Source organism: Agrobacterium sp. 22117 (genome assembly GCF_052045735.1).
Lineage (GTDB): Bacteria > Pseudomonadota > Alphaproteobacteria > Rhizobiales > Rhizobiaceae > Agrobacterium > Agrobacterium cavarae.
In genome coordinates, this window is record NZ_JBQEPP010000005.1 from 256,212 (window position 1) to 280,072 (window position 23,861).

20 protein-coding genes and 2 tRNA genes are annotated in these 23,861 nt (G+C 58.2%); 10 read left to right on the forward strand and 12 right to left on the reverse strand.

The genetic code is table 11. The features are described from left to right. Nucleotides 1-4: 4 nt before the first annotated feature. The 4 genes from ACTJKV_RS15980 to ACTJKV_RS15995 all read right to left on the reverse strand — a co-directional run bounded on the left by ACTJKV_RS15980 (nt 5) and on the right by ACTJKV_RS15995 (nt 5,541). Nucleotides 5-1,066: an ABC transporter ATP-binding protein gene (locus tag ACTJKV_RS15980; RefSeq protein WP_312804454.1), complete on the reverse strand. Its 1,062-nt coding sequence runs from the start codon at nt 1,064-1,066 to the stop codon at nt 5-7. Next, complete coding sequence (locus tag ACTJKV_RS15985; RefSeq protein WP_440599068.1) at nt 1,063-3,294, reverse strand: ABC transporter permease; 2,232 nt, start codon at nt 3,292-3,294, stop codon at nt 1,063-1,065. Before ACTJKV_RS15985 ends, ACTJKV_RS15980 begins: the two co-directional genes overlap by 4 nt. A gap of 94 nt (nt 3,295-3,388) precedes the next feature. Beyond that, complete coding sequence (locus tag ACTJKV_RS15990; protein ID WP_440599069.1) at nt 3,389-4,414, reverse strand: ABC transporter substrate-binding protein; 1,026 nt, start codon at nt 4,412-4,414, stop codon at nt 3,389-3,391. Nucleotides 4,415-4,512: 98 nt separating this feature from the next. Beyond that, nucleotides 4,513-5,541 carry an ABC transporter substrate-binding protein gene (locus ACTJKV_RS15995; RefSeq protein ID WP_113272752.1) on the reverse strand — a complete coding sequence of 343 codons (1,029 nt, stop codon included), beginning with the start codon at nt 5,539-5,541 and terminating at the stop codon, nt 4,513-4,515. A 215-nt stretch (nt 5,542-5,756) separates the two neighbouring features. Between ACTJKV_RS15995 and ACTJKV_RS16000 the strand changes: the two genes are divergently transcribed. The 3 genes from ACTJKV_RS16000 (at nt 5,757) to ACTJKV_RS16010 (ending at nt 10,770) form a co-directional block, all read left to right on the forward strand. Next, on the forward strand, nt 5,757-6,503 hold the full coding sequence (locus ACTJKV_RS16000; protein WP_062599891.1) for a response regulator transcription factor: 747 nt from the start codon (nt 5,757-5,759) through the stop codon (nt 6,501-6,503). Next, nucleotides 6,500-8,629, forward strand: coding sequence for a sensor histidine kinase (locus tag ACTJKV_RS16005; RefSeq protein WP_440599070.1), 2,130 nt, complete (start codon nt 6,500-6,502; stop codon nt 8,627-8,629). Before ACTJKV_RS16000 ends, ACTJKV_RS16005 begins: the two co-directional genes overlap by 4 nt. 131 nt (nt 8,630-8,760) lie before the next feature. Beyond that, a complete protein-coding gene (locus ACTJKV_RS16010) occupies nt 8,761-10,770 on the forward strand; it encodes a hypothetical protein (protein ID WP_440599071.1) in 2,010 nt (669 codons plus the stop codon). A gap of 149 nt (nt 10,771-10,919) precedes the next feature. Here ACTJKV_RS16010 and ACTJKV_RS16015 read toward each other — a convergent pair whose 3' ends face one another. The 3 genes from ACTJKV_RS16015 to ACTJKV_RS16025 form a co-directional block, all read right to left on the reverse strand. Further along, a complete protein-coding gene (locus tag ACTJKV_RS16015; RefSeq protein WP_440599072.1) occupies nt 10,920-12,212 on the reverse strand; it encodes a diguanylate cyclase in 1,293 nt (430 codons plus the stop codon). Between the two features lie 160 nt (nt 12,213-12,372). Beyond that, nucleotides 12,373-13,503, reverse strand: a complete 1,131-nt coding sequence (locus tag ACTJKV_RS16020) for a CobW family GTP-binding protein (RefSeq protein WP_440599073.1) — start codon at nt 13,501-13,503, stop codon at nt 12,373-12,375. Nucleotides 13,504-13,615: 112 nt separating this feature from the next. Beyond that, on the reverse strand, nt 13,616-14,656 hold the full coding sequence (locus tag ACTJKV_RS16025) for a D-alanyl-D-alanine carboxypeptidase family protein (RefSeq protein ID WP_425532530.1): 1,041 nt from the start codon (nt 14,654-14,656) through the stop codon (nt 13,616-13,618). A gap of 240 nt (nt 14,657-14,896) precedes the next feature. Here ACTJKV_RS16025 and ACTJKV_RS16030 point away from each other — a divergent pair, with 240 nt between their 5' ends. After that, nucleotides 14,897-16,060 carry a M20 aminoacylase family protein gene (locus ACTJKV_RS16030; RefSeq protein WP_440599074.1) on the forward strand — a complete coding sequence of 388 codons (1,164 nt, stop codon included), beginning with the start codon at nt 14,897-14,899 and terminating at the stop codon, nt 16,058-16,060. Between the two features lie 527 nt (nt 16,061-16,587). On the opposite strand, the gene ACTJKV_RS16035 is transcribed toward ACTJKV_RS16030, so the two are convergent. Together ACTJKV_RS16035 and ACTJKV_RS16040 are read right to left on the reverse strand one after the other, a co-directional pair. Continuing rightward, a tRNA-Arg gene (locus tag ACTJKV_RS16035) sits at nt 16,588-16,664 on the reverse strand. A 31-nt stretch (nt 16,665-16,695) separates the two neighbouring features. Beyond that, a complete protein-coding gene (locus ACTJKV_RS16040; RefSeq protein WP_062424309.1) occupies nt 16,696-17,001 on the reverse strand; it encodes an ETC complex I subunit in 306 nt (101 codons plus the stop codon). A gap of 344 nt (nt 17,002-17,345) precedes the next feature. On the opposite strand from ACTJKV_RS16040, the gene ACTJKV_RS16045 reads away from it, so the two are divergent. Beyond that, nucleotides 17,346-17,486, forward strand: a complete 141-nt coding sequence (locus ACTJKV_RS16045; protein ID WP_200924757.1) for a hypothetical protein — start codon at nt 17,346-17,348, stop codon at nt 17,484-17,486. A 261-nt stretch (nt 17,487-17,747) separates the two neighbouring features. Here the strand turns inward: ACTJKV_RS16045 and ACTJKV_RS16050 are convergent. Further along, nucleotides 17,748-17,824 (reverse strand) — tRNA-Pro (locus tag ACTJKV_RS16050). A 258-nt stretch (nt 17,825-18,082) separates the two neighbouring features. Between ACTJKV_RS16050 and ACTJKV_RS16055 the strand changes: the two genes are divergently transcribed. The 5 genes from ACTJKV_RS16055 (at nt 18,083) to ACTJKV_RS16075 (ending at nt 22,883) form a co-directional block, all read left to right on the forward strand. Continuing rightward, nucleotides 18,083-19,381, forward strand: coding sequence for an efflux RND transporter periplasmic adaptor subunit (locus tag ACTJKV_RS16055; RefSeq protein ID WP_062441456.1), 1,299 nt, complete (start codon nt 18,083-18,085; stop codon nt 19,379-19,381). A 14-nt stretch (nt 19,382-19,395) separates the two neighbouring features. Continuing rightward, the gene (locus ACTJKV_RS16060) at nt 19,396-20,118 is read left to right on the forward strand and encodes an ABC transporter ATP-binding protein (RefSeq protein WP_062441459.1); all 723 of its coding nucleotides are present in this window, start codon (nt 19,396-19,398) and stop codon (nt 20,116-20,118) included. Beyond that, nucleotides 20,108-21,316: an ABC transporter permease gene (locus ACTJKV_RS16065; protein ID WP_440599075.1), complete on the forward strand. Its 1,209-nt coding sequence runs from the start codon at nt 20,108-20,110 to the stop codon at nt 21,314-21,316. The genes ACTJKV_RS16060 and ACTJKV_RS16065 overlap by 11 nt, the downstream gene beginning before the upstream one ends. Nucleotides 21,317-21,389: 73 nt before the next feature. Further along, the gene (gene greA / locus ACTJKV_RS16070) at nt 21,390-21,872 is read left to right on the forward strand and encodes a transcription elongation factor GreA (protein WP_440599076.1); all 483 of its coding nucleotides are present in this window, start codon (nt 21,390-21,392) and stop codon (nt 21,870-21,872) included. Between the two features lie 75 nt (nt 21,873-21,947). After that, entirely contained in the window at nt 21,948-22,883 is a 936-nt protein-coding gene (locus ACTJKV_RS16075; RefSeq protein WP_440599077.1) for an MYG1 family protein, read from the forward strand. Nucleotides 22,884-22,951: 68 nt separating this feature from the next. On the opposite strand, the gene sufA is transcribed toward ACTJKV_RS16075, so the two are convergent. Both sufA and ACTJKV_RS16085 read right to left on the reverse strand, forming a co-directional pair. Beyond that, entirely contained in the window at nt 22,952-23,341 is a 390-nt protein-coding gene (gene sufA / locus ACTJKV_RS16080; RefSeq protein ID WP_438370892.1) for a Fe-S cluster assembly scaffold SufA, read from the reverse strand. Between the two features lie 110 nt (nt 23,342-23,451). Next, nucleotides 23,452-23,859 (reverse strand): SUF system Fe-S cluster assembly protein, encoded by a 408-nt coding sequence (locus ACTJKV_RS16085; RefSeq protein WP_082447347.1) that lies wholly within the window; start codon nt 23,857-23,859, stop codon nt 23,452-23,454. Nucleotides 23,860-23,861: the final 2 nt, after the last annotated feature.

The window sequence follows — 23,861 nt, forward strand, 5'->3', positions numbered from 1 at the left end:
TAGGTCACGCGTCGATGAGCGCTATGCCACGATTTTTAAAACTGAGTGTGACATCGCTGGTCTCGTTCACAGTCTGGTTCATGTCGTGATCAACGATGAACAGCGTGCCGACTTCCGTTTCGACTTCGTATTCCAGGTGCCCGCCGAGATAGGCGGTGTGCAGCACGCGTCCCGGCATCCCGGCCTCGCCCGGCGCGCCGATCCGGATAGACCCTGGACGAACGGCGAGTTTCGCCGCGCCAGCGCGCGGATGCCTGCTTGGAATGCGATGTTCCGTCTTACCGATCCGGACGATCGCTTCCTCGCCCGACTGTGAGATGACCTCGCAAGGCACGACATTTGCCTCGCCCATGAAGTCCGCAATGAAGGACGATGCCGGGGCTTCGTAGAGCTCGCGCGGTGCTCCCGATTGGGCAATCTCACCCTCCTTCATGACGATGATGCGATCGGAGACCGCCAGCGCCTCATCCTGGTCGTGCGTGACGTAGACAGCCGTAAAGCCGATGCGCTGTTGCAGTTCACGAATGTCGGTGCGGACCCTTCGGCGCAGACGTGCGTCGAGGTTCGACAAGGGCTCGTCGAGCAGGAGCACCTGCGGCTCCAGCACAAGGGCTCGCGCAACTGCCACGCGCTGCTGCTGCCCGCCGGAAAGTTCGGCAGGTAGACGATGGCCCATGCCCGCGAGACCGACGAGGCGCAGCCCTTCCTCCGCCTTGTCACGCGCCTCGTTCTTCTTTAGCCCGGAGGATCGAAGGCCGTAGGCCACATTGTCCAGCGCACTCATATGCGGAAACAGCGCATAGGACTGGAACACCATCGACACGTCGCGCTCATTGGCGGGTAGCATGGTGACATCCTTGTCGCCGATCAGGATACGGCCGGAGTTCGGATGCTCGAGGCCAGCGAGCATTCGAAGGGTCGTCGTCTTCCCGCAACCGGATGGACCGAGGAGCGTCACGAGCGTGCCCGGCTCGATCGTCAAGGAGAGATCCGGTATGGCAGTAAACGCGCCGAAGGTCTTGCGAACATTCTGGAAAACGACTGAGCCGGGTTTGACGGTAATCATGCGGCTTTCTCCTGAGGATTGGATGGGGATGTAGCTAGGGGCACGCCGGCAACGCGGTTTTCAGGGCGAAGGCGTCTTTCCCCAACGGCAAGTTGGAAGCCGGCAATGACGGTGATCATGACGACGATCAGCATGGACGAGTAGGCGATCGCCACGCCGTATTCCCCATTTTCAACGAGACCGACAATGTAGGATGTCGCCATGTTGTACTGGGCGCTGACGAGAAAGATCACAGCACTGATGGACGTGATGGCGCGCACGAAGGAATAGACGAGTGCCGCGCGGATCGCCGGACGAAGCAACGGCAGCACCACCAGCCGTATGGTGCGGAAGCTGTTTGCGCGCAGCGTCATGGAGGCTTCATCCAGGCTCTTGTCCAGCTGGCTCATGGCAGCGATGCCGCCGCGTACGCCAACCGGCATGTTGCGGAACACGAAGCACAGGATCAGGATGAGGGCCGAGCCCGTCATTTCAAGCGGAGGCAGGTTGAATGCCATGATGTAGCTGACGCCGATGACTGTGCCCGGAATGGCAAAGCTCATCATCAACGCGAATTCGAAGAGATTGCGCCCGGCAAATTTCTGCCTGACGATGATGTAAGCGGTAAGCAAGCCGACGGCCGCCGTCAGGGGTGCAGCAATAAGCGCGATTTCCATCGTCGTCCAGAAGGAGTTCCAGGCAACGCCGGTCCAGGCGATGGAGCCGTTGCTGATGCTGACGGAGAAGGCACGAACGTAGTGATCGATCGTCAGAGTGTTGTCCAAGCCCCAGGTCTTCACAAACCCACCGACAAGGATCATGCCATAGACGACGACGGTAAAGATCATCCACGGAACCACCAGCGCGTGGACTGCAATGGACATCGACTTCGGCAGCGCGATATGCGCGCCGCTGTCTCCTTTGCCCGTCACCGTGGCAAAGTTCTTTCCCGCCAGCCAGAAGCGCTGCGCAATAAAGGCAGAGAGCGTGAAACAAAGCAGGACGATAGCGAGCACGGCCGCTCGCGAAGGGTCGTTCTGAGAACCAACCACTGCAAAAAAGATTTCGGTCGAGAGAACGCCATGGCTTCCACCCAGCACCAGCGGGTTGCCGAAGTCGGCCATACTTTCGATGAAGCCGATCAGGAACGCGTTTGCGAGGCCAGGCTTCATCAGCGGCAGGGATACGCGCCAGAAGGTCCGCCAGCGGTCGGCACGAAGCGTCTGAGATGCCTCTTCCATGGAAGGGCTCACCCCTTCGACAACGCCGATGAGGACGAGGAAGGAGATGGGCGTGAACGAGAGAACCTGGGCGATCCAGATACCCGGAAGACCATAGAGCCAACGACCCGGTTCGACGCCAAAGACGCCAGACATGAATTCGGTCACGACACCCGCGCGCCCGAAAAGCAGCGTGAGTGCGAGGCCGATCACGAATGGAGGCGTGATAATCGGCAGCACCGTCAACAAACGCAAACCCGTCTTGAAAGGAAAGCGTGTTCTTGTCGCCACCAGTGCGAAGGCAAGACCGAGGATGGTGGAACCTGCTGCCGTCATGATCGCCAGAAACAGAGTTCTCCATGCCACGCCGCAACGGCCACCGCCCATGACACAGTCAAGGCTCCAGATGCCTGGATCGCGCATGTTGCGGATGAAGCCGTCAGGATTGAAGGAACCGTCGAAGTCCTGAAGCGCCCCGACCATCATGCTGCCGATCGGATAAAAGACGAAGACGCTCACAAGAAAAATCAGCAGCGAGATGCATGAGACGATAAAGGCATCGCCCTTCATGAAGCCCCGTTCGGCAAGCCCGAAGGAAATGAAAAGGACAAAGACGAAAGCCATTGTCACCGCGCCTGCACCCATAGAGGGCTGACCATCCGCCAAGGGGCCAAAGAGACCTTCTGTCGCCTGCCAAGTCCAGCCGGAAAACCCGATTGCCAGTCCCTGAAGGACGAGGAACCCAAGACCGAGGCTGCCCGCGATCACCAGCAAGGCGCCACGCTTTTCGGTGTCCGGTACGATCCGTGCTGTCACCCCCAGGAGGAAAAACCCAAGAACGCCGAACAGCCAGACGCGACCTTCCGACACCATCTGAAGAATGCCGGGAGCGACCGCCTTGGACAGCGGGAATTCCGCCAGCCAGCCGAGGCCGTAGAAACCGCCTTCAATGCGGTACCAGGGAACAAGCACAAGGGCCGCTAGTCCCACGGCCAGAACAATGTCCAGCCGGCGATTGCCATGTGTCATGGTCAACCTCACAAATTTGAGTGTATCGGAAAGGGGCCGCCTTCATCCCTCAACCAGTAGAAGACTTGAAGACGAAGGCGGCAGGAGGGAGCTATCAGTTGGCGGCTGCGCCGACGTCCTTGTCCCAACGTTCCAGCAAGGCCTTGCGCTTTGCGGGGTCGCCATAGGTCTTGAAGTCGTAGTTGATCAGCTTGATATCTTCAAAGCGTGGAGCTTCTTTTGGTATTTCAGCATTCTTGTTGGATGGAAGCTGGAACGACTTGGCATCCTTCATCCGCGACTGCACATCGGCCTGCAGCGCCCAGTCGTACCAGATCTTGGCGTTTTCCATATTGCGCGCGCCCTTGACGATCGACATGGAGCCGATCTCGTAACCCGTGCCTTCGCAAGGGGCGACCGACTTCACAGGGAAGCCTTCCGCTGTCTGCGCGACGGCATCGTGCATGAAGACGATCCCGAGCGCTGTCTCACCACGGGCGGCAGCCTTTACGGGCGCCGAACCTGACTTGGTATATTGGGAGATGTTGACGTTAAGCTTCTTCAGATAATCGAAGGCCTGATCTTCTCCCATGATCTGCGCAAGCGACGCGAGTGCTGTGTAAGCCGTTCCCGACGAGTTCGGATTGGCGATCTGGATTTCGCCCTTCAACTCTGGATCAAGCAGGTCTGCCCAGCACTTCGGCTCCTTGAAACCCTTCTTCTTGAAGATGTCGGTATTGTAGCCCCAGCCGAGAGCACCGGCATAGACGCCAACCGTCTTGTAGCCGGCGCTCTCTGCCTGGTTCTTTGCCCAATCCTGCAGCTGGTCCAACATCTTGGATTTGTATTCGAGCGTCAGGTTTTCAGATGCTGCCTGCAGGTGCGGATCGCCGGTACCAGCCCACCAGACATCGGTCTTCGGATTGCGCGCCTCTGCGCGGATCTTGGCGTATGCCTCGCCGGACGACATGCGCACCATGTTGACCTTGATGTCGTGGCTCTTTTCGAAGTCGCCCTTCATTTGTTCGCAGATGACCACATCTGCAGCGCAGATGAGGTTGAGGTCACCGGCCGCATGGGCGGGTAAGCTCATCAAAGTTGTACCTGCCAGAAGCAGGCTGGAAATAAGTGTCAGTCGCATGTTTTCCTCCATGATGTGCGTCTGAATGCTGATCTCAGGACATGGCTTCGCCATTCGGCATGCCGTCGCTGCCGTCTGTCCCGTTCAAGGTTGCTCGCTTACTGGCTAGGCGGATGGACTTCCGTATCGAACCTTAGAAGAAGTCTGCCTCTTTCCTCTGGATTGCCAAATGTTGCAAAATCATAATCGACCATCTTGATAAGCGAGAGGTCGGGTGCTCCCGGTGGCAGGACGGCCTTCGCGTTGGAAGGGACCTGGTTCTGCCCGGCAGCAGCACCTGTCGCCTGCCCTTCTGGGCTCAGTGCAAAATCCACGAAATGCCTTGCCTCGTCCCTGTTCTTCGCGCCACGAATGATGCTGACCGCGCCGATCTCGTATCCTGTGCCCTCGCAAGGGGCGACGATGACAAGCGGCGCGCCCGCCTCCTTCTGCGTCACCGCATCGTGCATGAAGGATATCCCGATCAGGGCTTCTCCACGAGCGGCAGCCTTTACCGGTGCGGAACCTGCTCTGGTATAATCGGTGACATTGCGATTAAGCGCCGTCATGTAGCTGAATGCCTCGTCCTCACCGAAGAGTTGCACGAGTGTCGCAAGCATCGTGAAGGCCGTACCCGAATAGTTGGGATTGGGCGTGACGATCTTACCGCGATAGGCCTCGCTAATCAGATCCTTCCAGCACGTTGGCGCCGGAAGGCCTTGCTTCTGCAGAAGCTCGCTATTGTAGGCAAAGCCGAGCGCACCGGCGTAAATCCCCGCCGCCTGCCCACCCGACATGGCAAAGAAATTCTGAGCCCAGGGAAGAACCTCGGTTTCATGTACGGAAGCGTAGGCCTCTAGCAAATCTTCGGACGCCGCCTGCAGATGCGTGTCGCCGGTGCCGCCCCACCAGACATCAACGGTTGGTGCATTCTTTTCTCGTCTGATCTGATCGAGAACTTCACCCGTGCTCTTGCGCACCATCACGGTCTGGACGCCACTTTTCAGCTCGTAGGCGCGTTGCATTGCCCCACACCAGGCTTCGTCCGCCGCGCAGAGCACGCTTAGCTTCCCGCCGTCCTGTGCAAAGGCCGCGCCGCCAACCCACAGGATCAGCCCGGCGCTCAATGCCGCAAGCAGTGATTTCAATCGATCCTCCCTGGAACCTCCCCGTTCCATTCTTGCCGCAGAGAATGCCAGAACCGACCGCTTGCGCAATCGCTGAATGGTTACCGATTTTTCAGCAGTTGGATCATGCAAGGACATTCCGTTACGAATGTTACAAATCTGACAAAGCCGGTCATCATCGACCTTTTGAATAATCCCGCGCTCTTGCCTATGATCGATGCTGGGAGGACTTGATTTTGCAAAACCAGAGGATCAAGATTCTGATCGTCGAGGACGATCCGGATATGGCAGAATTGATTGCGGATCTTGTCGAAGCCGAGGGCTGGTCACCGACGGTCGTCCATTCTGCCGAAGACGCTACCGCGATTTTAGGGCGCGACCAGTTCCATATCGTTCTGCTCGACCACAATTTGCCCGGGATCTCCGGAAGGACATTTGCTCAACGCATCCGCACGAACCTCGGGCTCAATGTCGGCATCCTGATGGTCACGGCCGCCGGCAGTGCCACCGAACGTGTCCTGGGGCTGGAAACAGCGGCCGACGACTATGTCGTAAAACCCTTCGAGCCGATCGAACTGACGGCTCGCATCAAGGCGGTCCTTCGCCGCATCGCGCCATCGCTCAAGGTAGAGAAGGAGCCGGAGCGCGAGCATGAGGCGAGTTCTTTGCGGCTTGGTGACTGGGCGGTCGATCTGTCCGCGCGACGCGCTCTCTGCCTTGCCGATCGCAGCAAGACGCTGACCAGCGCCGAGTTTGCTCTCCTGGAAATATTGGCGCAGACACCGAACAAACCGGTCAGCCGGTCCCAGATCCTCGATCGCCTCGGTGCGGAGAGTGATCGCTTCATCGATCGCAATGTCGATGTGCTGGTCTTGCGCCTGCGCCGGAAGATCGAGCGCAATCCAGACCTGCCGCAGCATATCCAGACACGCAGGGGCAAGGGATATGTCCTGCACACCGAAGCAGCAGAGCCACCATTGTGATCGAGCGGCGCTTCCTCCAGTCCATCGCGTTTCGGCTGCCCTTCGCCATCGTGTTCATCTGTTCGTCGGTCTTCATTCTCTCGTCAGTTGCGATCTACGGTTTGCATAAGGCGAAGACGGAGATGGCGGCCTATAGCCTGCAGGCCTTTTCTAGCCTCGCCCGGGCGTCCCTCGTCTCCCGCCAGGTGGCCGATCTGGTGTCCAGCGCGCCTCTGCTGATGAACGCCACGTCTCCATACCGGGTCTCCAGCGAGAGCCGAGCGGTCGTGGCACAAGTCGATGGGCTTCTTCAGACGATCGCGCAGTACAAGCACGGAGACAGCCAGAACGCTCTTCCCAATGATGATATCGTCAGCCTTCTGCAGTCCATTCGTCAGCAAACCATGTCGCTTGCAGCGGATGCAGACGCGGCACAACAACACAAGGCGGAGGCAGCTGCAGCGCTTGGCCAGATTGCGACCCAGCAGACGGTAAACCAAGATGCGCTTCGCCAGCGTCTCAATGCTCTTGTCCAGGCCGCCGCCAATTCTGCGAGCCTGTTCCAACTGGGCGAACTACAGCGCCGCTTCACCGCAGAGACCGGCTATTTCTTGAATGACCCGGCAGCGGCTCCGCAGGTCGGCAAAGAAGGGCTTGCGCTTTACAAGAGCGTGTTCGACGCGCAGACGCAGTATCTTCTGGAAATGTTTTCCATCCAGTCGTCCGTGTCGAAACTCCACACTGTGTCCCGCACCCTGTCTCACACGACGGAAACGCAAAGCGGAGCGGTCGCCGAGAGGCTGACCAACGGACTTAATTCAGCTTCGGCCGCACTGACGCGACTGATTGTCATGGTCGCGATTGCTTTTTTCATCGTCGTCATTCTCTCCACCCTGTCGATCCGCTCTGTCATGCGGGTATCGAGCGGCATCACGGCACTGTCCACCGGCATGAACTCGCTTGCCAAGGGTGAGCAGGATGTCACCCTTCCCGCCTATAGAGGCTCGGAAACCGAGCTTGTGCGTCTGTCGGATGCATTCCACGCTTTCAAGGACAGCGTCGATCGAGTCTCGCGTCTGCGCCGCACGGCCGAAGCGGCAGCGAGAACGATCCGCTCGACGTTCCGGACCATGAACGAGGGAATCGCGCTCTTCGACGCGACAGGCCATCCCATCACCATGAACAGGCGGGTCATCGAGCTTGTCGGCAGACGGGGTGGATCGTCAAGAAAGCTGTCCCTGCGCAAGTTCATCGACACGATCCCTGCGATAGACCCCGAATTATTACCGCGTGACGGAGCCCCTGGAACGCTTGCAAATCGGATCACCCTGCGTCATCGCACCGATGATCAGCAGGTCACGGAAATTGCCATTTCACGCCAGCCAGATGGCGGCATTGTCATCCTGGCGCGCGATGTCACAGCGTTTGATCGACAGGAGGCAGAAGCGGCGAAAGCCCAAAGGCTCGATGGCATCATGCGCATGACCCATCAACTGAGCCACGAGGTCGGCAACATGATCGGCATCATCACGGGAAGTCTTGGACTTCTGGAGCGCGAGACGGGGTTTAGCGAGCGCCAGCAGCGCAACATCAATCGGATTCGCAAGGCGGCAAATCGCGGGCGCGAACTTGCCAGCAGCATGCTCTCGATTGGCAGTCAGCAACCCATTCACCCAGCCTCCATCGACATCGGCGCGCTTTTGCGCGCAATGATGGATGTGCTCGAGATTGCGGTCGGGCCTAACAACGAGATTGCGCTTGAAATTGAAGACGGTTTGCCCAGGCTCGCACTGGATGCCGCCCTGTTCGAACAATCCATTCTCAACCTCTGCCTCAACGCCGCAGCCGCTTTACCGACTGGTGGGTCGATCCTCATTTCGGCACGGCTGCTGGAGCAAGAGGTGGAAGTGTCGGTTGAAGACAACGGGCACGGTATGGATCAGGACGCGATAGACAGGGCTTTCGAACCTTACTTCACCACGCGCGCCCAGCAGGGCGGCACGGGCCTTGGCCTTGCCATGGTTTATGGCTTCATGCGCCAGAGCGGCGGCGATGCAAAGATCACGTCAAAGCCTGAGCAAGGTGTCCGTGTTGCACTGACATTTCCGACCCGTGGCGATGAGCAAGGCGGTAATTCGACGTTCTGATTTGCTGATTCGCCGAAGACGCGAAGAACCCTGCAATATGTTGTGCCGGTCGGCGATTGTCCCCTTGCCTCGCTACTTTGCCGTGCCTAAGAAGTCCTGGATCGTAATTTGCGCCGGAGAGGACAGGCATCGTGGAACAGGAAAACACCAAGACCGGCAGCGGAGCGAAGAAGGCCCTTTTGGCCGCAACGGCGATAATCGTCATCATTGGCGCAGGCGCGATCGGGGCGAAGGTATACTACCAGAAGCAGGTCGAAAAACTCATTGCCGAAAGAGGTGCAACCGCGGCTTCGGTCGATGTCGATTTTCTGGGACAGGTTCACATCAAAGAGCTGACGTTGCCCTTGAAGACAGGCGAGAAAATCAGCGTCGCCTCGGTTGACGGACGCCCGAAACTCCCCTTTGCCGACGGCGTGTTGGAGCTTAAGAACATCTCCATGGAGGTGGCGAAAACCAATATCGCCATTCCCAATGCCCGCATCGAGAATGCCGAGATCGAACGACCTGCTTCGTCGGAAGCAGAAGGGAAAGATGCTGACATCTCGCTCTCCAAGCGCATCGAACGCCTGTCGGCAAAGCGCATCTCCATACCTGTTATGACGGTCTCGCAATCCGTAGGGAGCGTGCAGCAGAAGATCGTTTATACAAACGCGGCCATGTCGGATATTGCCCATGGTCGGATCGCCCAATACACGATCGACAAGACAAATATCGATGCCACCATTGCTGCAAGCGGCGGCAACGGCGCGTCTCAACCGAAACCAATGACGATGTCGACCGGCGAGATCAAAGGCCAGGATGTCGACGTTGCCTACGCGGCGAGGCTCTATACGGAAACGGCCGGTCCGGACGACAAGGAGGCCAAGCAGGTCTATGGCCCTCTTTCCGTGCGCAAGCTGTCCATGTCCGATCAGTCGGGTGGATTTAGTTATGAGGAACTGCGCAGCGACGGCTTCAGCGCCAAAATGCCCGCTCAACCACTTGTCGAAACGCTTGCAGCAATCACTGCCGTCCAAAACATCGACGATCTGACATCTGAGCAACGCCAGGCATATTTCGGCAAGGTCCTCTCGATCTTCGGTATGATTGGAAAGAGCAACATCCAGTTGATCGGCCTCAAAATCGATGCTCCCGAAAAGGTTTCAGGGACGCAAGATAAACGGTCGATCGCCACCATCGATCGCATTGAAATGCAGATCGAGGGCTACAAGACAGACTTCGGCCTGCACGGCCTGTCCATCGCCAACGGTGAAGACAAGGTCTCGATGGAAGAGGCGAGCATCAAGGCATTTGATTGGACCTTACCCGCAGAGGGACTTTCCAAAGCCGCTGCCCTGGAGCCAGACGAGCTTGCGACTTTCCCCTACAGACAGTTCCTGCCGAGCTTCGAACGCTTCCGCATCAGCGGCCTAGACTTCGACACCTCGGCGCCGGAAAAGACCGACGAACCCGCGACCGGCAAGCCTGAGCGCATCAAGTTCGCGCTCAAGAACTTTGAAACGGTGCTGAAGAATCCGGTTAACGGCATTCCGACCGATTTCGAAAACAAGATGGAAGATCTCGTTATCCCAGTCCCGGAGGGTTCCTCTGAATTTGCCGAGGCACGCGCTCTCGGCTTGAAGGAATTGACACTCTCCTACGCGCTCTCAAGCGCATGGGATGAAAAAAACAGCAGCCTGGCAATTCGCCAAATCTCTGTAAGCGGCAAGGATTTTGGCCGAATCGAACTCTCAGGCCTGTTGAGCGGGATCACCAAAGAGTTCTTCTCGTTCGACGTCGCCAATGCTTACGCGGCGCTTTTCAGCGTGATGGGTCGTGAGATCAAGTTCACCTGGAAGGATGAAGGTGGGGTAGCACTCCTGACCAAGCTCTACGCTTTGCAGAATAATATCAGCGAAGCACAAGCGCGCACGACGTTGACGCTGGGCGCAAGCTTCCTGATGCAGCAACTCGCCGCCGAGCGGCCACAGTTGAGAGGCGCGACCGATGCACTTGCCGCCTTCGCCCTCAAGCCAGGCACCCTCACCGTCACCGTCAAGGCGAAGAACCCGAATGGACTTGGGATCTTCGATCTCGCGGCCGCATCGCAGGATCCGCTCATTCTCCTCGACAAGGTCGATATTCAGGCTGCGGCTGAATAATCGGAACGCGAACCATTAAAGCGCCGTGCGTCCTAATGGACGCACGGCGCCTTACCTTTTTTAATCTATGCATAGTGCTTTACCAAAGGGCGTTGTAAGACACGCAGACCTCGGTCAATCGAACCATGGCCAGTTGTCGACCCGGCATATCAGTGCGCAGCGGCTGGTACATTTTTGGCTTGCAGGTGCCACCGGTCCTTCCCGGCAGCTTTCGCCTTGTAAAGCAAGGCATCGGCATCGGCCAGAAGCTCGTCGAGCGATGTCTTGGCAGGTATCCAGACCCCGCCGATGGTGGCACGAACCTCGACAGTTGTTGCGCCAACAGCGATGGGTGCGCGCATGCCTTCAACAATGCGGGCTGCGACCTGATCCGCAACGCTAAGATCGCCCGCAACGACGATCACGAACTCGTCGCCGCCTGTTCGACAGACCAGATCTTCGGCGCGGACGTCCTGCTCCAGACGTCTGGCTGTCTCCAGCAGCACCTTGTCGCCGGCGGAGTGACCGTGAACGTCATTCACGGTCTTGAAGCCATCGAGGTCCATCAGCAACACCGTCCATCCAGAAGATGATGGCAACAGCGGATAGCGCATGGCAAGACCACGCCGGTTGAGAAGGCCGGTCAGAGCGTCGGTTTCCGAACGACGCTCGAATTCCTTGAGACGCATATGCTCGTCAGTGAAATCGATAGCGACCCCGACGATCCGGCGCGGAGTTCCATCCGGGTTGCGAAGGAGACGACGGTCGCAGCGCATCCATCTCTCGCCGAACACGGTGTTCAACCGATACTCGGCACAGGAGTGATCGACTTCGCCCAAAAGCAGAGGCGTGAGATCAGCGGAGGCCATGTCGCTGGGATTGACCCGCGCCAGATAAAGTTCCAGATCGAGCCGCCCAGCGTCCGGTCCACCAATAAACTGCGCCAGCCGTTCGGAGGTCTCGAAGCGTCCGGCCGCCACATCCATGTGCCAGAACCCTCCACGCACGGCTTCCATGGCCAGCTCGAGTTGCGCCGCCTTCTCCGCGAGTTGGCGCTCGCTCTCCTTCTGCGCGGAGATATCCTGCACTTGTGACAGCAACTGCACGATATTTCCCACCGCATCCCGCATTGCTGTCAGATGGATCACCACATGAACGATAGCGCCCTGGTGATTGATATACCGCTTCTCGATGGAGTAGCCATCGCGTGTACCCTCAATAACGGCATTGAAGAGCGTCTCGTCCCTGTCGAGATCGTCAGGATGGGCAAACTTCTTGAATGACATGCCCTGAAGCGTATCGAGGGGAATTCCGACAAGTCTCGAGAAGGCCTGGTTCGCCCGGCGAATGCGACCGGCGACATCGTGGAACACGATGCCGACAGGGGCATGTTCGAAAGCAAAGTCAAAAAGCGCTAAGCGGGCTTGCGCATTTTCTCTCAGCCACTGCGCTCCTCTATGCAAAATCTTCTCCTAAAACCAAGTACACTGCCTATTAATTAGTAGGCACGAATGTAATTGATTCAAGCACAAGAAATCATGGTCTAGTCTCATCGCATTCCTGGGACGAACGACTTAACGACGCGCAGCGCGCGGCATCTTCGTTGGAATGCCGCTTGTTGCGCTAGAACGTCAGACCCGGCACAGCGAGAGGATTGTCCGTCATCGCCTGCCGATCCGGCCTGTCGATCGTCGCTGTCCCGGTAAAGGCCGCGAACAAATCCTTGACGAAATCCTCGCTCAAATCCTTAGTGATGAGAACCATGCGGGTGCGGCGATCTTGAGGGTCGGGCCAGGCTTGCAAGCGCTGTGGCGGATGGAAGATGGACTGCACGCCATGCAGAACGAGCGGTCGATCTAAATTGTCTGAGAGCGCAACGATCGCCTTCATGCGCAAAAGCTTTTCCCCATGAGCCGAGCGCAGCAAATCCACAAACATCTCAATCGCCATCGGATCGATGGGGCGATCATGCATGATGGAGAAAGACCGGATCGATGCGTTGTGCCGGTTCACATCGTGATGGTGATGATGGTGGTCGTGGTCGTGGTGATGATGATCGCCATGGTGATGATCTTTGTCATGCGCGGCTTCTTCACCCAGCCAACGGCTGACGTCCGCGCTTTTGCTGGCAAAATCATAAAGACCGTTGTCCAGAAGAACGGCGGCGCTCCAGGTCTCCTGATCGCCATCCTCAACCGCAGCACGGGGATTGAGATGACCGATGCGGGAAGCAAGTGCGGCGACGGCGTCTGCAGAGGCGAGCTTCCGTTTCGTCAGCACCAGCCGGTCGGCAACGGCCACCTGCTTTAAGGCTTCCTCATGATGATCAAGCGTCGAGGCACCGTTGACCGCGTCGACAACCGTGATGACGCCGTTCAACATGAAGTTCTGCGCAATGACAGGATTACCCATGATCGACTGCATGACGGGTGCAGGATCGGCAAGCCCCGTTGTTTCGATCACCACGCGCTTTACGGGCTTCAAACGTCCCGTCTGGATGCCATCCATCAACTCGGCCAGCGTATCCACCAATTCGCCGCGCACCGTGCAGCATAGGCAGCCTTCGGCAAGCTCAATGATGCCATCGCCCGAACGCTCCACGAGCAGGTGATCGATACTCACATCACCGAACTCGTTGATGATGATCGCTGCATCGGCCATGTCCGGATCTTTCAACAGCCGATTGAGCAGGGTCGATTTGCCGGCGCCAAGAAAGCCGGTGAGAATGGACACGGGAATCCGTTCGAATGCCATAAGGCACCTTTTCGTTACAATGTTACAATAGACCGCTTATAGCATCTAACGCGGGTTGGGAAAGCCGCAACGCGTCTCAACGGATTTGCCACTTCTCCGCAGATGCAAAGCGTCAGAAAGCCGGACGCGGGATGGGGATCGGCACATTGGCCATTTCGCTTCCGCCCTTGCCCTTGGTCTCCGCCACCGCCACGGGTTCCGTGCCGGGTATAAGGCCTGCGAAGGAGTAGACCGGCGGGCGCGTCATCTCGCGAACATAGGGCGACTTGATGATCATGCGGCCAGCCTCGTCGCGGCTTTCGCTGCGCACCTTGGCGGCCTTGGGATTGCAGATTTCCTTGCTGATATCATTCACCGCAAGCGTATCGCCATAGGGTGCCAGAGAGGCAAGCGATACCCCCTGGCCAGCTGGCGACGTCAGCCCAAGCTGCAACAGCTCGGCGGATTCATCGGTGCGCCCGGCAAGGCTGTCGGAGCCGAGAACCACGGAAATAACCTGCCGTCCGTCCCGCTTTGCAGAGGACACCTGGTTGAAACCGGAGGCACAGATGAAACCCGTCTTCATGCCATCGGCTCCCTCGAAGCGGCCGACCAGCATGTTGTAATTGGCGTAGTTCTTCTTGCCCGTGGTCACACCCTCGAGAGAGAAGTAGCTGGCATAGTCCGGGAACTCACGCTTGATGATGAGCGCGAGCAGCGCCAGATCGCGCGCGGTCGTGTATTGTCCAGCGCCGGGAAGGCCGTTCGGATTGATGAAATGCGTCGACGACATGCCCAGACGCGCGGCTTGCGCGTTCATTTGCGCGACAAAATTGCCTTCGGTACCGCCGATGGTTTCGGCAATCGCCACAGCCACATCGTTAGCCGACTTGATCAACAGCAGCTTCAGCGCGCTATCGAGCGTAAGCTTGGAGCCCGGCTTGAAATACATCTTGCTGGCTGGCTGATCGGAGGCGTGTTTGCTGAAGACGACAGGCGTATCGGGGCTGAGCTTTCCGGACTTCATGGCGCTGAAGGCGATATAGGCCGTCATCAATTTTGTCAGCGATGCCGGATACCATTTGCGGAAGGCCTCCTGATGCGCGATCACCCTACCTGTCTTGACATCGACCACCATCTTGGGATTGGCCGCAGCAACCGATGTCAGCGCCATTATGCTGGCGGCCACAGCGGCAACAGTTTTCGAAAGTCGCCCGGCGGCGCGGCGTGTTCTGCGATCGTCTTGCAAGGCCTGTCCTCAAATTCCCGTCTTCTTTGCGGGATTGGCAATAGTCACCATATATGGCCTAGCAATGGCAAACTAGATTGATTGCGTCAATTATGCGGCGCAATATCGGGGCAAGCCGAAGCACGATTCACGCATGCCGTTTTTCTAAAGTCAGGACCCAAGAGAATGCCCATCTTGAATAGAGCCGCCGAGTTGCAGGAAGAAGCGACGCAATGGCGCCGCCATCTTCATCAGAACCCGGAAATTCTCTATGATGTGGAGGAGACCGCGCGCTTTGTCACCGAGAAGCTGACCGAGTTCGGGGTCGACGAAATCGTCAATGGCATCGGCCGCACCGGCGTTGTTGGCGTCATCCACGGCCGCAGCAGGAACGGCCGAACGATCGGCCTCCGCTCCGATATGGATGCCCTGCCGATCCTTGAGGAAACCGGAAAGCCCTGGGCCTCTCTCACGCCCGGCAACATGCACGCCTGCGGCCATGATGGACATATGGCCATGCTGCTGGGTGCCGCCAAATATCTTTGCGAGACCCGCAACTTCGACGGCTCGGTGGTGGTCATCTTCCAGCCTGCCGAAGAAGGTGGCGCTGGCGCGCTCGCCATGGTGGAAGACCGGTTGATGGATCGTTTCGGGGTAGACGAGGTCTATGGCATGCACAACATGCCGGGCATTCCGCTTGGCCAGTTCGCTATTCGCAAGGGCGGCATCATGGCCGCGCCAGACAAGTTCACCATCACCGTCAAAGGCCGTGGTGGCCATGCCGCTCAGCCTCACCGCACCGCAGATCCGATCGCCATCGGCGCGCAGATCGTCACCAATCTACAATTGATCGCATCCCGCAATGCCGATCCCCTGCGCTCGATCGTCGTTTCGGTCACCCGCTTCCAGGCCGGCACCAGCCACAACATCATTCCCAACGAGGCGCTGATCGCCGGCACGGTGCGGACACTCGATGAAGATGTGCGCGACATGGCGGAAACGCGGATCCGCCAGATTGCCGAAGGCATCGCTCTTGCCAACGGCGCTGAAGCGGAAGCGGAGTATCACCGCTACTGTCCCATAACCGTCAACCATCCCGCAGAGACCGACTATGCAGCCGAAATTGCCCGCGACGTGGTCGGCGCCAATAATGTCGATGCCGATGTCGATCCTTCCATGGCGGGCGAGGATTTCTCCTACATGCTGAAGGAGCGCCCCGGTGCCTTCATCTTCATCGGCAATGGCGACACAGCAGGACTGCATAACCCAAGCTACGACTTCAACGACGAGGCGCTTGCCTATGGCATTTCCTACTGGGTGAAGCTTGCGGAGCAGCGGCTGCAGGGGTGATGTCTCAAAATTTCTGGGCACATCACAAATGTGCCTCAGAACGCGGTTGATCCTGAAAGACCAGTGGTTTAAAAGCGCCATTGTGTGTCCACGTAGCTCAGCAGGATAGAGCACAGGATTCCTAAGTGAAATTGGGGGTCGCGCCCGGAAACGACGCGATCGATCTGCTCAAAGTCGGGGAACGCTTCGCTGGGCTTCCAGCATGCCAATCCCGAGCCAAGCTTCGGAGAAATCCGTTGAAGGTGTAGAGACTGGATGGGCAGCACCTAAAGGCGTTTACGCCCATGGTGAAGGGACAGTCCAGACCACGAACGCGCCCACCTAACGGCGGGACGGCGGCGAAAGCCGAAGTGGTATGAATCCTGGGGTCGGAGGTTCGAATCCTCTCGTGGACACCATAATCCTGAGAATTCAATAGCTTAAGACAAGCTTAATTAGCGATCTCTATCGCCTTGGTGATCGACAAATGTAATGTGAGTGTCAGAGTTACGGAGTGCTACATGTATTCAGTCTGCACAGTAGCAAAATGGCGACCCCTGCAGGACTCGAACCTGCGACCTACTGCTTAGAAGGCAGTTGCTCTATCCAGTTGAGCTAAGGGGCCACTCGCGGCGCCGTGGTGGCGCCGAAAACGGTTAGTGTGTCCAAGGCTGCGTGCGCGTATAGCGGAAGTTGTCCGTGTAGGAAACCGTCTGGCGCTCAGCTTCCTTAGGCTGGATCACGCGGTACTCGATGCCCTTGCGCTGTGCATAGGCTTCGGCCTGTTCCTGTGTGTCGAAATTGAGCTTGACCTGCTGCTTCATGTCCGACGAGGACGTGTAGCCCATGATCGGATCGATCTTGCGCGGAACTTCGGCGTCGAATTCCAGCACCCAGATATTCGTCTTGGCCTTGCCGGACTGCATGGCGGTCTTTGCCGGACGATAAATTTTTGCAGACATTTCAACTGCTCCAGTCTTGCGATCAAGCGCGATGACGCTCTTTCTACGCGGCTTCCCGTAACCAGTTTATTACGGTCGGCATCAGAATTTCACTTGGACTGACTCCTGCGCGAAGTCAAGCCGCTTGCTTTGTAGATGCTACAGCATCGGCCTGAAAATCCTAACCGATTTTCCGAAAGCACGATGCCTCGGTTCAAAGACGATAGAGCCTCCGCTATACCTCCGCGAGGAGACCAGCGCTCTACGAAACATGAGAGCCTTAACCAACAGAAAAAGCGAAAGCCACGCTTGAATGAGACGCGCGAAGCATATTCTATCGCGACAACTACGAGGAGACACGCATCATGAGCGATAACGTCATCAAGTTTCGCAAGCCACAACCGCCGAAGAAGCCCCGTCCCGGCCAGAGCAAGCTGCTCGCAGTTATTATCGGCGGCATCGCGCTCTGTGTTTTGATCTGGGTGCACTTCCAATACGGAGTATGAGGCTTAAGGCTTCAAGGCGCGCGGCAAGAGCCCGCCCATCGTCCAGGAGGAGAGCGGTCAGAGGCAAGGGACATTACCAAGGCTTTAGACAACACCGCAAAACGCAATCCATCGGCGCCTCGACGTCACATTGCGAGACGTCGATCACAGTGAAAACAGCAAGCGCAACAGAAAACGCTTAACTTTCTCACACGCTTACCAGAGCAATTTCAACTTTGAATGGGGAATTATAAAGTTAAGACAAATCGATTATTTGTCGAATGGTCGGAGTGGAGAGATTCGAACTCCCGACCCTCTGGTCCCAAACCAGATGCGCTACCAGACTGCGCTACACTCCGCCGATGTCGTGAGCGGGGAGATACACGGTTACCGCAGACCCTGCAACAGCTAAAATCACCTTTTCGTTTGTTTTTTCTCAATCGGCTCCGGGGTCCCTGACTGTGGGATGGGATGCAGGTGGCGGGAAGATTACGAAGTTTTCACTTCACCCACCCTTCCAGCCGTGCGATCCAGCAGTCGTATTTTAGCAGTTGCAGTAGCTTCCTCAGATAGCCACCTATCAAGGCATAACTACTGCAATCTCTCAGACAATGGGAATGAACCACTTGGACGCCAGTAGCGAGAAAACGACCAGCCAGGAAGCGAAGCCCGATCTTCGCGACATTCTGGTGTCTTCGAAAACCGGAAAAAAGAAATCCAGGCGTTCGCTCTATATCATTCTCGCGCTGCTGATGATTGCTGGCGCGGCGACCTACTATTTTGCCTTTGCCGGTGCTCGGGTCGCCTACACCTACACGACGCAGGAAGCAAAGCGCGGCGATCTCTCCGTCATTGTTACCTCCACCGGTTCGGTGCAGCCCACCGACCAGGTGGATATATCGAGCGAGCTCTCCGGCACGATCCGCAAGGTCAACGTCACCTTCAACAGTCCGGTGAAAGCGGGCGACATTCTGGCTGAACTCGACACCAACAAACTTGAGGCCGATGTGCAGAGCGCGCGCGCCAAGCTTGCCTCCGCCAGAGCCAATGTCGCAAAAGCGAAAGCCGATCTCGGCTCGGCCAACACATCGCTGGAGCGGCTGAGATCGCTGGTGCAGAACCGCGTCTCCAGTCAGCAGGATCTTGATGCGGCGCAGTTCAACCGCGATGCGGCTGCGGCAACGCTGGAGGTCAATGAAGCGACGGTGCTTTCATCCGAGGCGGATCTGCGGCTTGCGGAAGTCAATCTCAGCAAGGCGAAGATTGTGTCTCCGATCGATGGCGTGATCCTGACGCGCGATGTCGATCCCGGTGCGACCGTGGCATCGTCCTTGAACGCGCCGGTGCTTTTCACCATCGCCGGCGATCTGCGCCGCATGGAGCTTCAGGTCTCGATCGATGAGGCGGATGTCGGCAAGGTAGAGGCTGGTCAGGAGGCCACCTTCAATGTGGATGCCTATCCAGAGCGACGCTTCCCGGCGAAAATCGAAACCGTTCGTTTTGCGTCAGAAACCGTCTCCAACGTCGTGACCTACAAGGGTATTCTGACGGTGGATAATGCCGAACTCCTGCTGCGCCCTGGCATGACGGCGACCGCAAATATCGTGGTAGAACATGTGAAAGATGCGTTGCTCGTGCCCAACGCCGCCTTGCGTTACACCCCACCGCGGGAGAACGCTTCGCGCGGCGGCGGCCTGATGGGCCTTTTCCGCCCTCCACGCATGAACCGCTCGCGCGGCAGCGGCGCCGAGCAGGCAGCGGCGGGCAAGCGTCAGGTTTGGGTTCTGCGCAACGGCACGCCTGTCAGCGTATCGGTCCAGACGGGCTCCACCGACGGCCAGTTCACCGCCGTGACCTCGGACGAGTTGAAGCCCGGCGACCAGGTGATCACCGACGCAACCCAACGCAGCAGCTAGGCGGGAATGGAAGCATGAGCGCACCGCCTCTGATCGAATTCCGCGATGTCGTGAAGCAATATGGCAAAGGCGAAGCGGCCATTCGGGCGCTGGACGGCGTCAGCCTGTCTATCAATGAACACGACTTCGTTGCCATCATGGGACCATCCGGCTCCGGCAAGTCCACTTCAATGAACATCATCGGCTGCCTGGATACGCCCACATCGGGAGAATATCTGTTTCAGGGCGTGCCCACCAGCGGCTTTGACAATGAGCACCTGACGCTGCTTCGCCGCCACATGCTGGGTTTTGTCTTTCAAGGCTTCAACCTGCTGTCGCGCACCTCGGCTGTCGAGAATGTCGAACTGCCTTTGATCTATCGCGGCATGAAATCAGCAGAGCGGCGCGCGCTCGCCATGGAAGCCCTGGCGCAGGTCGGGCTGAAGGGGCGTGAACACCATACCACGCAGGAGTTGTCCGGCGGGCAGCAGCAGCGCGTGGCAATTGCCCGTGCCATCGTCACCAAGCCGGCCTTACTTCTTGCCGACGAGCCGACAGGCAATCTCGACACCAAAACCAGCATCGAGATCATGGACCTGATCACCTCGCTCAATCGCGATCGCGGCATCACCGTCGTGATGGTGACCCATGAAGAAGATATCGCCGCCCACGCCAAGCGCCTGCTGCGCTTCGTCGATGGCCGTCTAGGTTCGGACAGCGCCGTCAAGCATGGAATGGAGGCCACCGATGTTCTTTGAGACCGTCAGGCTCGCCATGCGCGCCATCAGCCGCAACATGCTGCGCTCCTTCCTCACCGTGCTCGGCGTCGTTATCGGTGTGGCAGCGGTCATCGCCATGGTCACCATCGGCAACGGCACGACGGAACAGGTAAAGTCCGAGCTTTCTCGCCTCGGCACCAACATGCTTTTCGTCAGGCCTGGACAATTCGGCCCCGGTCGCGCCAGTGTCGATGCCAAACGCTTCACTGATAGCGACGTGCAGGCGATCCGCGACCAGATCAGCGGTGTGCGGGCTGTCGCGCCGTTGAACCGGTCATCTGCGGCAACGGTCATTTATGGCGGCAAGAACCACCAGACAAGCGTCGTGGGCACCACCAACGACTATCTGATCGCGCAGGACTGGACGATAGCGCTGGGCCGCGAGTTTCTGCCCGCTGAAGACCGTGGTGGACAGATCGGCTGCATCATCGGTGAAACCGTTCGACAGGAGCTGTTTGGATCGTCCGATCCGGTAGGCCAGACGATCCGTGTCAGCAACATCTCCTGCCCGGTCATCGCTGTTCTGGCGCGCAAGGGGCAATCAGGTCTCGGCGATGATCAGGATGACACCGTGATCATGCCGCTGAAAATCCATCAGCGCCGCATTGGCGGCACGACGACGATTTCCTCCATCATGGTCTCCGCCCAGGATGGAGTCTCGACTGCAAAAGTGCAGTCCGACCTGGAAAATCTGCTGCGCGAGCGTCGGCGCATCGGGCTTGGCCGCCAGGACGATTTCACTGTCAACGACATGGCGCAGATCGCGTCTGCCATGACCGGTACCACCACCCTTTTGACGGGGTTGCTCGGCGCTGTCGCCGCCGTCAGTCTTCTGGTGGGCGGGATCGGCATCATGAACATCATGCTGGTGTCGGTGACGGAACGAACGCGCGAGATCGGCATCCGGCTTGCCATCGGCGCTCAGGAAAAGCAGGTTCTGACACAGTTCCTCGTCGAGGCCGTCATGCTTTCGGCCTTCGGTGGGACCGCGGGGATTTTGACGGGCCTTGGCCTGGCCTATGCGGTCGTCAGCTTCCTGGGGGTGCCCTTCGTCACCAGCCCGGTGATCATCGCGGTCGCCTTCGCCTTCTCGGCCGCCATCGGCGTGGTGTTCGGCTATTTCCCGGCTCGCCGTGCCGCAAGCCTCAGCCCTATCGAGGCATTGCGCCACGAGTAACGGGGCTGCCGAACTTGCTGAAGCGCCCTGCGCTCCCCATATGAAAACAAGCAAGAATTGAGGGAGTCGGACCGTGAGCGTTGCGTTTGTGAAAGAAGAGAGTGCGGAAACTGCAGCGGAAACCCAGCTGCCGGATCGCCCTGTCTCACAACATCCCAACCTCGTTACCGAAGCAGGTCTCAAGCTCCTTGAAGAACAGATGAAAGCTGCCCGCGCCGCGTATGAGATCGCCAATGCGGTGGAGGACGTGAACGAACGCCGGCGCCAGATCGCGCCACATCTGCGCGATATCCGCTATCTGGCGGAGCGGCTGCGCACCGCGCAGGTTATGCCCGCACCCGAGACGAACGATGTCGTCTCCTTCGGAAGTACCGTCACCTTCACGCGTGAAGATGGCCGCGTGCAATCCTACCGTATAGTCGGCGAAGATGAGGCCGACCCGAAGGCCGGGTCCATTTCCTATGTTTCCCCCGTCGCTCGCGCTCTCAACGGCAAGGTCGTTGGTGATATTGTCACGGTCGGCGAGCAAGAGTTGGAAATTACAGCCATTCAATGAGCCGCCAGTTGCAGCAGGTCGAAATAACGGGTAACTGCCCGGTTACTTGACTTTCAGCAAAAGGTTTACTGCGCCATGGCGGTGGAATTCCTCGTCACTCATTCCGGCGGCTTCCATGCCGATGAATTGCTCTCCAGCGTCATTCTCACCCGGCTTTATCCGACGGCCAAGATCGTTCGCAGCCGCGCGCCGGAGTGGATCACCCCTGCGCAAGACCGGATTATCTATGATGTTGGCGGGGCCTATGATGCCGAGGCGCAGATTTTCGATCACCACCAGCGCGGCGCGCCGCTGCGTGACGATGGTCAGCCCTACAGCTCTTTTGGCCTTGTGTGGAAACATTACGGTCGAGATTATCTCACCGCGCTTGGCGTTGCTGGCTCCGATATTGAAAACGTCCACGCGTCTTTCGACAAGAACTTTGTGCTACCGATCGACCTTACCGACAATGGGGCGCTGAGCCCGGCCATTGCCGGCGAGCTTGCCGGTCTCACCTTGCCGTCTCTTTTGGAAACCTTGAAACCTTCATTCGACAACCGTGAACCAGGTGCTGACGACGCAGCCTTCCAGAGCGCGCTTGCGATTGCTCGCGCATTTGTCGAAGCCGGCATCGAGAAGAAGGCCGCAAAGCTGCGAGCGGAAACGCTCGTTCTCAAAGCCATAGAGCGCACCGGCGAAAGCCGTATCCTGGAATTGCCGATCGGCATGCCTTTCAGACCAGCGATCGTCAAGGCCGGTGCGGATCATCTGCTCTTCGTCGTTCATCCCCGTGACAAGGACTGGTGCGTCACAGGCATCCGCCGCGCGGAAGAAGGCTTCGAGCTTCGCGCCGATCTGCCGGTCTCTTGGGCTGGCTTGACCAATGGCGATCTGGAACAGGCGAGCGGCGTTGAAGGCGCAACCTTCTGTCACAATGGTCGCTTTATCGCGGCTGCAAAGACGCGCGAAGCGGCAATGACGATGGCGGAAATCGCCACACAGGAAGCCCTAGTAGAGCGGACATCTGCTTGAATATCTTTTGTAGAAAATGAACCGGTGCGGTGCTTGGGAACAAGCACCGCAATGCCAACAGGCATTTCTCAGACGCTAGCCTCAGCCTCACGCTGCTTGGCGAGCATGGCAAGATCTGCGGCCTTCAGTTCGACGGACTCGCCGCAGCCGCATGCCGATGTCTGGTTCGGATTGTTGAAGGTAAAGCCGGAGCGCATCTTGGTGACTTCAAAATCCATCTGCGTGCCAAGCAGGTAGAGCACGGCGGAAGGCTGGATCCAGACCTTTGCACCACCATGCTCGATCAGGTCGTCCTTGGAATCAGGCTCGGTCACGAGATCGATGGTATATTCCATCCCGGCGCAGCCGCCCTTCTTGATCCCGACGCGCACGCCCTTGGCCTCGGCGCCGGAATTATCGACGATCGCCTTGACGCGAGAGGCCGCAGCCTCCGTCATTGTCATCACTGCAAAGCCCATGGGCTCATCACTCCTTCGACAGTCGGGTTCAAGGCCCGATGTTTATGGACTTAAATCTAGTCCTGCGTCGAGACGGTATCAAGTGTTGTCGATTGTGCAATCGACGCCGCTCAGTACCAGCCAACCGCAACCTGCGCTTCTTCCGACATGCGATCCGGCGTCCATGGCGGATCGAAGGTCATTTCAACCGTCACCCCGGATACGCCCTCGACGGCGCCAACCGCATTTTCCACCCAGCCCGGCATTTCTCCGGCAACGGGGCAACCGGGTGCAGTCAGCGTCATGACGATCTTGACCATCCGGTCGTCTTCGATGTCAATCTTGTATATGAGACCAAGCTCGAAGATATCGGCGGGAATTTCCGGGTCGTAGACGGTCTTCAGCGCGGCGACGACGTCGTCGCTGAGCCGCGCCAGCTCATCCGGGGCGATGCTGGAGGTCTTGGCAGGGGCTTGCACAGCCTCTTCTGCAGGCGATTGTGCCAGATCCTGCAGCTGTTCGGTCGTATCGGTGCTCATGA